This window comes from Pseudofrankia saprophytica (assembly GCF_000235425.2).
Taxonomy (GTDB): Bacteria; Actinomycetota; Actinomycetes; order Frankiales; family Frankiaceae; genus Pseudofrankia; species Pseudofrankia saprophytica.
This window is the reverse complement of record NZ_KI912266.1, coordinates 3,911,813-3,923,192: the sequence shown is the minus strand read 5'-3', so window position 1 is coordinate 3,923,192 and position 11,380 is coordinate 3,911,813. Positions and strand designations below refer to the sequence as shown.

Annotated in this window: 9 protein-coding genes; 5 read left to right on the top strand and 4 right to left on the bottom strand. The window is 70.6% G+C overall.

Annotated features, from left to right (window positions below):
* From FRCN3DRAFT_RS44765 to FRCN3DRAFT_RS0216310, 3 genes are all read right to left on the bottom strand, one after another.
* A partial coding sequence (locus tag FRCN3DRAFT_RS44765) for an ABC transporter permease (protein WP_007515959.1) occupies positions 1–2,005 on the bottom strand: 2,005 nt, incomplete at its 3' end.
* Between the two features lie 58 nt (positions 2,006–2,063).
* Positions 2,064–2,864 (bottom strand): ABC transporter ATP-binding protein, encoded by an 801-nt coding sequence (locus FRCN3DRAFT_RS0216315; RefSeq protein WP_007515958.1) that lies wholly within the window; start codon positions 2,862–2,864, stop codon positions 2,064–2,066.
* A 142-nt stretch (positions 2,865–3,006) separates the two neighbouring features.
* Positions 3,007–4,365, bottom strand: coding sequence for an ABC transporter substrate-binding protein (locus FRCN3DRAFT_RS0216310; RefSeq protein ID WP_007515957.1), 1,359 nt, complete (start codon positions 4,363–4,365; stop codon positions 3,007–3,009).
* 965 nt (positions 4,366–5,330) lie between these two features.
* Between FRCN3DRAFT_RS0216310 and FRCN3DRAFT_RS0216305 the strand changes: the two genes are divergently transcribed.
* From FRCN3DRAFT_RS0216305 to FRCN3DRAFT_RS0216285, 5 genes are all read left to right on the top strand, one after another.
* A complete protein-coding gene (locus tag FRCN3DRAFT_RS0216305; protein ID WP_007515956.1) occupies positions 5,331–6,065 on the top strand; it encodes a TetR/AcrR family transcriptional regulator in 735 nt (244 codons plus the stop codon).
* 156 nt (positions 6,066–6,221) lie between these two features.
* Entirely contained in the window at positions 6,222–7,664 is a 1,443-nt protein-coding gene (locus tag FRCN3DRAFT_RS0216300) for an aldehyde dehydrogenase family protein (RefSeq protein WP_007515955.1), read from the top strand.
* Between the two features lie 126 nt (positions 7,665–7,790).
* On the top strand, positions 7,791–8,987 hold the full coding sequence (locus tag FRCN3DRAFT_RS0216295) for a cytochrome P450 (RefSeq protein ID WP_007515954.1): 1,197 nt from the start codon (positions 7,791–7,793) through the stop codon (positions 8,985–8,987).
* A 17-nt stretch (positions 8,988–9,004) separates the two neighbouring features.
* Positions 9,005–9,562, top strand: coding sequence for a VOC family protein (locus FRCN3DRAFT_RS0216290; RefSeq protein WP_007515953.1), 558 nt, complete (start codon positions 9,005–9,007; stop codon positions 9,560–9,562).
* The gene (locus FRCN3DRAFT_RS0216285; RefSeq protein ID WP_007515952.1) at positions 9,562–10,395 is read left to right on the top strand and encodes an SDR family oxidoreductase; all 834 of its coding nucleotides are present in this window, start codon (positions 9,562–9,564) and stop codon (positions 10,393–10,395) included. The genes FRCN3DRAFT_RS0216290 and FRCN3DRAFT_RS0216285 overlap by 1 nt, the downstream gene beginning before the upstream one ends.
* 120 nt (positions 10,396–10,515) lie before the next feature.
* Here the strand turns inward: FRCN3DRAFT_RS0216285 and FRCN3DRAFT_RS0216280 are convergent, their stop codons facing one another.
* Positions 10,516–11,241, bottom strand: coding sequence for a TNT domain-containing protein (locus FRCN3DRAFT_RS0216280; RefSeq protein ID WP_007515951.1), 726 nt, complete (start codon positions 11,239–11,241; stop codon positions 10,516–10,518).
* Positions 11,242–11,380: the final 139 nt, after the last annotated feature.

Genomic DNA, 11,380 nt, shown 5'->3' with positions numbered 1-11,380 from the left:
CCGCCGCGGCCGGGCCCGCGGCGTCGGCCGTGCCGGGCGAGGCCACGGCCGGTGCGGCCGCGGCGGCCCGCGCCCGCAGCGCCCGCTCCTCCCGCCGGCGGCGCCGCTCGAACCGCTGCTGCGCGGTGAGGGCGAGGATGCCGTCCGGGTTCTGCGCCAGGTTGATCGCGGCCAGGCCGGACAGCACCTGGGGCAGGTACGAGGTCTGCGCGACGTGGCTGAGCAGCTCGGGGCTGACCGCCGCGCCGAGGCCGGCGATCACCGCGGCGCCGGGCCGGCGCACCCCGAACACCACGATCGTCGCGAGCCAGAACAGCCCGGTCTCGACCGGGTAGTCGAGGTGGGTGACGCGGCCGGACGACACGGCGAGCAGGACGCCGCCGAAGCCGGCGATCGCCGCCGAGAGGGCGAACACCGCCGTCTTCGTGCGGGCGGCGGAGACGCCGATGGTCACCGTTCCCGGCTCGGTGGCCCGCAGCGCCGCCATCGCCCGGCCGGAGCTCGACCGGATCAGGTTCCGTACCAGCAGGACGACGATTCCCAGCACGATCGCCAGAAATATGATCATCGATCGGGAGTCGGCGAGGTCCACCGGACCCAGCTTCGGCGGGCTCAGCACCCATCCCCCGACGTCGTTGCGGCTCACCCCGCGCAACTGGAAGAAGAGGTTCTGGCAGATGTAGGCGAGCGCTAGCGTCGCCAGCGCCAGCGGCAGCCCGCCGAGGCGGCGCGCGGGCAGCGAGACCACGACCCCCATCGCGGTGGCCACCAGCGTGCCGAGGACCAGCGCGACCAGGAACGGCCAGTGATGGCTGGCCACCCAGCCGGCGGTGATTCCCGCGGCGGTGACGAACGCGGCCTGCGCGAGGCTGACCATGCCCCCGATGCCGGTCACCACCGTGAAGGACAGCAGCACCACCGACAGCGCCAGACCTCGGATGATCAGCGACTGCCAGTAGTCGTCCGCGAAGAACAACGCGTAGCCCAGGATGATGACGGACCACCCGGTCCACACGATCAGCTTCCGGCGCTTCGGCTCCTCGCCGTACGAGGGAGCGGGCGGGTCGTCGTCGATCTGGGTGCCGGCGCGGCGGCTGCGGTCGACGGCGAACACGAACAGCAGCAGGAACAGGAGGAAGAACGGCACTGAGGTGCTGAATCCGGTGATGTTGTCCGCGAAGTGGGCGTAGCCCACGACGAGGTTCTGGATGACCCCGATCAGCAACCCGCCGGCCAGCGCGAGCGGGATCGAGCGGAAGCGCGCGAACACCACGGCGGGCGTGGAGATGAGAACCACCGTCGTGAACACCGGCGTGTTGAGCGTGAAGATCGGAGCCAGCAGGACCCCGGCGAGACCGGCCAGGAAGCTGCCGAGCATCCAGGACGTCGCGGAGGTCCGGTCGGGGTCGATGCCGCGCAGCGCCGCCAGGCCGCGCCGGTCCACGACCGCCCGCATCCGCAGTCCCAGCCGGGTCCGCCGCAGCAGCACCCACAGGCCCACCGCCGTCACGACCGCCGCGGCGAAGACGGCGACCTGGTTGCTGTCCAGCAGGATGGTGCCGACCGTCCAGGTCTGCTTCGGCGACGGGCCGAGCCCCGGGATCAGGAACAGTTCCTCGATCCCGGCGATGCCCAGGTGGAACCACACGTTGAGCCGGTCGGCGACGAACAGGCAGATGCCGGGCACCGCGATCAGCAGGCCGACCGGGACCACTATCTTCACCGCCACCGAGGCGTAGGTCAGCCGGCGGTAGATCACCCGGTCCAGCACGAAGCCCAGCAGCGGCGCGAAGACCAGGATCGCGATGATCGCCGCCGGGATGATCGGGATCCCCGCGGTGACGTTGAGCTGCACGAACAGGTACGCGGTGGCGAACGCGACCGCGCCATGCGCGAAGTTGAAGATGCCAGAGGTCTGGTAGGTCAGGACGACGCCAGCCGCCAGAATGGCATACAGGCCGCCGGCGACGATGCCGCCGACGACCAGGTTGAGGAACTCCTCCACTACTGTGCCCTTCGCTGGAGACCCGGTCGGCCGGTCACTCGTAAGGTCATGGGCCTGATCAACCGAGATAGGCCGCTCGGACGTCGGGATGCGCCTGAATCTCGTCCGGCGTTCCCTCCGCGAGCACGGCGCCGAGGTTCAGCACCGCCACCCGATCCGACTGCCCCATGACGAAACCCACGTCGTGCTCGACGAGCAGGATCGCCACCCCCTGCGACCGCAGCCGCTGGATCTGCTCGCCGAAACGCTCCGTCTCCTGGTGGGACAGGCCCGACGTCGGCTCGTCCAGCAGCAGTAGCCGCGGCCCGTCGGCGATCGCCCGGGCCAGCTCCACCAGCCGCGCCTGGCCGATCGGCAGCGAGCCGGCCGGCCGGTGCCGCAGGTCCGCCACCCCGCACTCCTCGAGCACCGCGGCCGCGCGCTCGCGCCGCTCGGCCTCCCGCCGGCGGCGGGCGGGCGCGGCGAACAGGTCGGCCACCAGGCCGCCACCGCCACCGCGCCACTCCATCGACGCCAGCACGTTGTCCTCGACCGAGAGCCGGCCGTAGAGCTGGGTGCGCTGGAACGTGCGACGCACCCCCGATCGCGCCCGCCGGTCCGGCAGCTGGCGGGTCACGTCGACGCCGTCCAGGTGCACGGCGCCGGAGGTCGGCGGGGTGAGGCCCGAGATGATGTCGAACAGGGTCGTCTTGCCGGCGCCGTTCGGGCCGATCAGGCCGCGCACCTCGCCCGGCTCGACTCGCAGCGAGACGTCCCGGATGGCGGTGAGCCCGCCAAAGCGCTTGGTGATGCCACGGACCTCGCACACGGGGCCCGCCGACGCCGCGACGACGTCGCTGTCAGGGCTGGTCGCAACCACGCCCGCTCCTTCTCCGGCCCGCCTGGGCCAGTCGCGGCCGATGGGAGCGTCGGGCCATCCGGGCCCGACGCCCCCTCGACGCCGTTTCGCCGCGCGGGCGGGAAGGGGTGCCGGTCTTCCCGCCCGCGTCCTTCACGGGGAGCTAGTTCGCGTACGGATCGTTGCAGACGAGCGGGACGGCCAGCGAGTACTTTCCGTCCTTCAGATGGGCGGCGGTCGCGCACGGTGCCGCGTAGAAGTGGTTCTGCGGCCAGGTGGTCTTGCCCAGGAAGATGCCGTCGCCGTAGTGGAAGTCCGGGCCGTTCAAGGTGCTCAGGAACTTGTCGACGGTGAGGTCTTTCCCGGTCGCCTTGAGGCCCGCGATCACCATGTCGGCAGCGATCCAGCCCATCGCGCTCGTGATGGACAGCCCCGCGCCCTTCCCGTACTTGGTGACATCATCCGCCATCTGCCGGACCGTCGCGTTGTCCGTCGACTGGAAGGGCAGCCACTGCAGATAGGTGTAGGTGTCGTCGAGGGCCTTCAGTCCGGTCAGCCGCGGGTCGTAGCCCACCGCGCTGATCTGAATGCCCTTGTACCCCGCGGCCGTCATCGTCTGGGCCAGCGCGGTGACGTTCACGAAGTCGGTGACGTGGTAGATCATCGCCGGCGGCTTGCCGTTGTTGGCCGTCATGATCTGCCGGACCAGCGACGACGGGTCAGCCGGCGGCTGCCCGAACTGCAGCGCGTTGCTGGTCATGACGACCTTCAGCCCGGCGCGTTCCAGGGAGGCCTTCGTGTCCGCCACACCCTGCCGGGCCGCGGAGTTGTCGACGCCCAGCAGCACGACGCTCTTGTCGGAGGAGTCCTTGAGCAGCTCGACGTACGGGCCGTACTGGATCGAGTTGTACTTGTCCGGGAGCAGGCAGCCGGTGAAGCCGAAGGTGTTCGCCCGGTTGCACAGGCCGTTGTTGAACGACCAGCCGAACGCCGGCACCTCGTTCGTGCACAGCGCGTCCGCGTAGGCCCCGATCGGCGTGGCCACCGGGGCCACGGCGAAGACGTTCTCGTTCTCGGCGAGCTTCTTGCCGGCGTCCGCGTTCTGCTGTGCGTTGGAGCCGTCGTCGGTCATGCCGATGTAGTCGATCTTGCGGCCGAAGACACCGCCGGCCGCGTTCTCCCGGGCGAACCGGGCCGCCGCGCCCAGGTCAGTCTCCTGGTAGGTGGAGGTGCCGGCGTTGCTGAGCGTCCCGAGCCCACCGATCTTGATGCTGGTGTCGGTGATCCCGCGGGTTGGGTTCGGCGCCTTGTCGGCGCACTGGAGGCTGCTCGGTGCCGGGATCGTGTTCCAGGTGGCGGGGGTGCTGGCGGTGGAGCGCGACAGTGTCGCCGTCCCGGCGCTCGCGGCCGCCGAGGCCGTGCCTCCTCCTCCCCCTCCGCCGCCGTCACTGCCGCTGCCGCAGGCCGCCGCAAGAGCGAGCGTCGTCGCCAGCACGGGTAATAAGCCTTTCCGGAACCTCATGTACGTATGACCTTTCCTCAGTGATCGATATGTGGTCGTCGTGCCGGTGGACCGGCCGCGACAGTCCCGTGCCGCCATCTCGCCGATGCGGTTCGGGCCTGGACGGCGGCACGCCGCGCGGAATTCATGGATTGAGGGGTCGCGAAGCAGCCGACGGCCGTCAAAGGACGCGGCAGAACTTCCGCGACGATGCCGCGAAGCACGCTGAAGGCGCGCCTCGCCAGAAATGAGCACACATATCGGCGCTTCCCGAACGCCTGACGGCGGACGGTCACGACGGCCCTAAAGGGCGCGGCCCGCAACCGCTCTCTCGTCAGTACGCGTCGGTAAGCGACCCTGCCCACCGGGTGAGTACGCCCACTCGACCCGATTGGTCAGAACGTGAGGGACGGTCACAGTTTCCGGTGTCAAAGTCAAGACCTTGACGTTGGTCACCATCCGCGCACGGTCGACCACTCCTGCCGATCATCCGGGCGGCATGCGCCGGGCCGCCGCGAGCGGCCCCGGAACGCCCCTTCGAGTGGGCAGGCCGTCGCCACGCCCGTACCGATGGACGGCCGCGGCCGGGCCCACGGCCCCCGACCAGACCCGGCGGGTTCTGACCAGCCGGAAGACGCTTGCCGCCTCGTCGCGGAGCGTCTACATTTGCGTCAACTTTTCCAGACATGATCGTCAAAATATTTTTACGATCATGTCAGTTTCTGGCCCCGCCTCGGCGTCGGCCTCGAGCACCCGGCCGCCGGCGAGCGCCGTCGGCCGACCGCCAGGCGGCGGCACCTGGGCACGGAAGGCGGGCGAGCGGTGAAGGAGACACACGCGGCCTGGCCCGAGCGGCCGGCGCCGAGAAGCCACGCGCCCCCGGCGCCGAACGCCGGGTGATCGTCGAAGCGGACCGGTCGGCCGTCGACGGGCCTTGCATGTCTGGCACTGTCGCGATGTCCGCACCGGCCCTGAAGGAGCAGCAGATGGAGCCCGCCCCCCAACCAAGCCCGGCGACGGCGACGCCCCCGACCATCGGCGTCGATGTCCGCCCGCGTGCCCAGCAGCGCTGGGACGACGACGGGCCGCGCTCGCGGCGAGGGGCCGAGACGAGGGCACGCCTGGTCGAGGCGGCGAAGGCGGTCTTCGAGGAGAAGGGCTTCCACGAGGCCCGGATCTCGGACGTCGCCGAACGGGCCGGCCTGACCCACAGCGCCTTCTACCACTACTTCGACTCGAAGGAGGACATCCTGCTCGAGGTGGCCGCGGTCCTCGATCACACGCTGAACGCCGGCGTGGACATCATCCTGGACCCGTCCTCCACCGCGACCCCGCGCGAGCGCATAGCCGCGGCCATGCGCATCCGCCTCGAGGCGCATCGCAAGGAAGCCCGGATCATGAACGTGATCGAGCAGGTGTCGCGGCACAACGAGCAGGTCCGGGCGCTCTGGACCCAGTTCTACAAGCAGCACGTCAAGGAGATGGCCAACTCGATCGAACAGCTCCAGCGCCGCGGCCTCGCGGATCCCGCCCTCGACCCCGTCATGACGACCGACGCCCTGGCCGTGATGACCATACGGTTCGCCGAACAGTCCCTCCTGCAGGACGACGCCGGATACGACTTCGACGCCGCCGTCGAGCAGATCACCCGGATATACATCAACGCGCTGCAACTACGTGACCCCAGGAAGCCGCGCCGCCGCCGAGACGACACCGGCTGACGACGACACCGGCCATCGGCGCGCGACGTCGGCCAACCCGCACGGCCCGCGCCCCGGCGACCCGGCGCCCCACCACCATCCCGAACACCGACCCAACGCTGCGCGGCAGCAGGGAGAACAGTGCCTGCAACGGGGAAGACTCGTTCCGAGCCGAGGATGCTCATCGACGGTGAGCTGGTCGACGCGGACTCGGGCAAGACATTCGACAACATCAACCCGGCGACCGAGGAGTTACTGGGCCAGGTCGCCGACGCCTCGAACGCCGAGATGCGACGCGCGATCGCCGCGGCCCGGCGCGCGTTCGACACGACGGACTGGTCGACCAACCGGGCGTTGCGCGCGCGGTGCCTCCAGCAGCTCCAGGACGCCCTGGAGGCCGAGCGCGAGGAGCTGCGGGAGGAGCTGATCCTCGAGGTCGGCTGCCCGCGCATGGTGACGAACGGCCCGCAGCTCGACGACCCGCTGTCGAGCGCGCTGCGCTACCCGGCGAAACTGATCGAGGAGTTTCACTGGGAGACCGAGCTGCCCGACGCCCCCGCGATGGGCGTGCTCACCCAGCGGCGCATCTGGAAGGAACCGGTCGGCGTCGTCGGCGCGATCGTTCCCTGGAACTTCCCGTTCGAGGTCGCGCTGAACAAGCTCGGCCAGGTGCTGGCGACGGGGAACACGGTGGTGCTCAAGCCCGCCCCGGACACGCCGTGGAACGCCACCCGGATCGGCCGGCTCGTCGCCGAACGCACCGACATCCCGCCCGGCGTCGTCAACGTCGTCACGTCCTCGGACCATCTGGTCGGCGAGGAGCTCACCCTCTCCCCCCAGGTCGACCTCATCTCCTTCACCGGGTCCACGGCCGTGGGGCAGCGGATCATGGAGAAGGGCGCCGCCACGCTGAAGCGGGTCTTCCTCGAACTCGGCGGCAAGTCCGCCACCATCGTGCTGGAGGACGCCGACCTCGCGACGGCGGTCCTGGCCGGCATGGGCGTCTGCTACCACGCGGGCCAGGGCTGCGCCATCCAGACCCGGATGCTGCTGCCCCGGTCCCGGTACGCCGAGGGCGTCGAGATCCTCAAGGCTGCGCTCGCGGCGGCGCCGTACGGCGACCCGCAGCGCCCGGACGTGATGATGGGCCCGCTCGTCTCGGCGAAGCAGCGCGACCGGGTGCTCGGCTACATCGAGAGGGGCGTCCAGGAAGGCGCGACGCTCGCCCTCGGCGGCGGCCGCCCCGCGCACCTGCCTAAGGGCTGGTACGTCGAGCCGACCCTGTTCACCGACGTGGACAACTCGATGACGATCGCCCAGGAGGAGATCTTCGGGCCGGTTCTCGTCGTGATCCCGTTCGAGGACGACGACGACGCCGTGCGGATCGCCAACGACAGCCGGTACGGGCTTTCGGGCGCCGTCTTCAGCGGCTCCCTCGAACGCTCACTGGCCGTCGCGCGCCGCGTACGGACCGGCGACCTGGGCATCAACGGCGGCACGCCGTACGGCGCCGATCTCCCCTTCGGCGGCTACAAGCACAGCGGCATCGGCCGGCAGAACGGCATCGAAGGGTTCGAGCAGTACCTGGAGACGAAGTCGGTGGCCTGGCCGAAGGCCTGATTCCCCGGCTCGCGAACCCGCCCCTCGGGCACCCACGTCGGTACCCACGTCGTCACCCGACGTGGGTACCGCGGCACGGCCAACCCACGGATCGCCATCCACCTGCCAGTGACAAGGAGCGTCGCCGTGCCCGTGACGGCAAGCGGAAAAGACCTTTACTACGACCCCTATGACTTCGAGATCGACGCGGACCCCTATCCGGTGTGGCGCCGGCTGCGCGACGAGGCACCTCTCTACTACAACGCCAAGCACGACTTCTACGCGCTGAGCCGGTTCGAGGACGTGGAGCCCTGCCTCAGCACCTGGCAGACCTACCGGTCCGGGCGGGGCACCGTCCTCGAGATGATCAAGGCGAACGTCCCGAGCCCGCCGGGGTCGATCCTGTTCGAGGACCCGCCGGTCCACCAGGTCCACCGCGGCGTCATGGCCCGCGTGTTCACACCCAAGAAGATGAACGCGCTCGAGCCGAGGGTCCGCGAGTTCTGCCAGCGCTCGCTCGACCCGCTGGTCGGATCGGGCGGCTTCGACTTCGTCGCGGACCTCGGCGCGGCGATGCCCATGCGCGTCATCGGCTATCTCCTCGGCATTCCGGAAGCCGAGCAGGAGGCGATCCGGCGGCTCTTCGACGACAACCTGCGGCTCACGGACGGCGACGACCACGCGCCGCCCGACCTGACGCTCACCGCGCCGTTCGCCGAATTCCTCGACTGGCGCGCCGAGCACCCGTCCGACGACCTCATGACCGACCTCCTGACCGCCGAGTTCGTGGACGAGACCGGCACCACCCGCACCCTGACGCGGGAGGAGGTCCTGAACTACGTCTACCTGCTCGCCGGGGCCGGCAACGAGACGACGGCGCGGCTCATCGGCTGGACCGGCAAGCTGCTCGGCGAGCACCCGGACCAGCGGCGCGAGCTCGTCGGGAACCGAGCGCTGATCCCCAACGCGGTGGAGGAGCTCCTGCGCTACGAGTCCCCCTCGCCCGTGCAGGCCCGCTACGTCGACCACGACGTCGAGCACTGGGGCCAGACCGTGCCCGAGGGCAGCGTGATGCTGCTCCTCAACGGCTCCGCCAACCGCGACGAGCGCCGGTTCCCGGACCCCGACCGCTTCGACATCCACCGCGACGTCGGTCGCCACCTCTCCTTCGGCTACGGCATCCACCACTGCCTCGGCGCCGCGCTGGTCCGCATCGAGGGCCGGATCGCCCTCGACGAGGTCCTCAACCGGTTCCCCGACTGGGAGGTCGACTGGGCGAACGCCGTCCAGGCCCGCACCTCGACCGTGCGCGGCTGGGAGAAGCTCCCCGTCCGCGTTTCCTGACCGCAACGGAGGCACTCATGAGCGCATTACCCGACTCCACCGTCGCTCCGGCCATCCTTCCCGGAGCGGTGCGCCAGATCGGCTACATCGTCCGCGACCTCGACAAGGCCCTGGCCAGCTGGCTCGAGCTGGGCGTCGGGCCCTGGTACGTCCTGCGGGGGCAGACCGAGAGCGGGACCTATCGCGGCGCGCCCTGCACCGTCACCGTGTCGATCGCCTTCGGCAACAGCGGCGACCTCCAGGTCGAACTCATCTGCCCGGAGGATGACACCCCCAGCATCTACCGGGAGTTCCTCGACGCCGGCCAGGAGGGCTTCCACCAGCTCGCCTGGTGGACCGACGACTTCCCGGCCACCATGCGCTCGGTCGAGGCCGCCGGCTGGCCGGTGGTCTGGTCCGGCGACGGCGGTGGCGCCGCTCGCTACGCCTACGTCGAGCCGCCGAGCGGCCCGGCGACGATCGTCGAGATCATGGAGGCGACGGCCGCGACCGAGGGCATCGCGACCCTCGTCCGGCAGGCCGCGGTCGACTGGGACGGCAGCGAGCCGATCCGCGCCATCGAGCTGGGGGCGTGATGACGACCGTCGGCATCGCGACCGGCGCCGGGCGCGGCATGGGGCTCGCCTGCGCGGAGCGGCTCACCACCATGGTCGACACCCTGCTGCTGGTCGACCTGGACGAGTCGGTGACGGAGGTCGCCCAGAAACTTGCGGCCGCCAGCGGCACGGCCGTGGAGCCGTTCGTCCTCGACGTCACCGACGGCGACGGCCTGGCCCGGCTCGCCGCCCGGGCCGGCGAGCTCGGCACGCTGCGGGCCGTCGCCCACGCCGCGGGCATCTCGCCGACGATGGCCGACTGGCGCCGCATCTTCACGGTGGACCTCGTGGGCACGGCCATGCTCGCCGACGCGCTGCGCCCGCTCACGACGGCCGGGACTGCCACGGTGTGCTTCGCGTCCATGGCGCCGCACCTGATGATCAGCGAGCCGCACCCGGCCGCCGACGCCGTGCTCGACGACCCGCTCACCGCGGACTTCCTCGACCGGCTGCACGAGGTCCTCGGGGCGGCGGTCGAGGACTCCGGGCTGGCCTACTCCTGGGCCAAGCGCGGCGTGCAGCGCTTCGTCCAGCGGGAGGCGGTGCGGGTGGGGCCGCTCGGCGGCCGGGTCTGCTCCCTGTCGCCGGGCATCATCGACACGCCGCAGGGCCGGCAGGAGGCGGAGACCCAGCCCATCATGCAGACGCTGGTGGAACAGACGCCGCTCGGCCGCATCGGGCAGGCGGACGACGTGGCCGACGTCGTGGCCTTCCTCCTGTCCGACCAGGCCCGATTCGTCACCGGCATCGACATCCTGGTCGACGGCGGCATCTGCGCCGCCGTGCGCCAGCCCGCGGCCGCGCAGGGGTAGCCCGACGCAGCCCGACGCCGCGCCCCCCGAGTCACCTGAGAACGGCGTCGTGGCCCGCCCGGTGTCCGGACGGGGCCACGACGCCGTCGTCATCGCCGGACGACCGCTCGGCTTGTCCTGCTACAGCAGGTCGTCATCCACCGGCACCTCCGCGAGGTAGCCGTTGTCGAGCAGGTACTGGGTCTGCAGGTTCCCGCTCGCCTGGTCGCACTGCGATGAGGCCGTCGCCCCGGGGACCAGGGCGCAGACCACCTGGTACTGCACGCCGTCACCGGGCTGGTCGAACCACGGGCGGATCGCTCCGGAGTAGACGGTGATCGGGCGCAGCACCTGGTAGGCGTGGTAGTTGCACCCACCCGGGTTCGCGGGGTCGTTCAGGTTGGTGGGCGGAAGGGACCGGTCCTCGTAGTCCGTCCCCCGGGGGGCCAGGAAGCTACCGGTGGTCCGGCCGAAACGGTCGATCTGCTGGCCGGGGGCCAAGGACATCGCGGCCCGTACCGGCGAGCCATCGGTGTTGAGGTAGTAGCCGTTCTGCGGTGGGTACATCCAGTTCCCCGGGGTGGCCGGGAACGGGGAGAAGCTTGCCGAGGGGTCCCACCAGGTGGCCAGGAACTGCCGTTTCGGCTCGTTGCCGGTCCTGTCGTAGTCGCTGACCTGCTCGCCGACGTCACCGAAGAACGGAAGTTTCGCCGGGCCAAGGCGTGGGTCGTTCTGGAAAGAGGCGGCCGAGCACTGCTCGAAGGGATCGATCAGGGGCGCGCCGTCGGCCGCGGCCGACGCCGAACCCGCCGTGGCGAAAAGCAGCCCCCCGGCTAGCAGTGAGACAAGCGTGTTGCGAAGTCGCACCCGTTCCTCCCAGAGGTGACCACGGCGGCGTGATGACCTTGGAGATTAGTTAGATGATCTCCAGCCTGGCGGTGAGGTCGGACTGGTGCGGTATGCGGCGTGTCGTCGCCTTGGACCGATCAGGATCGACGCGGGGGCG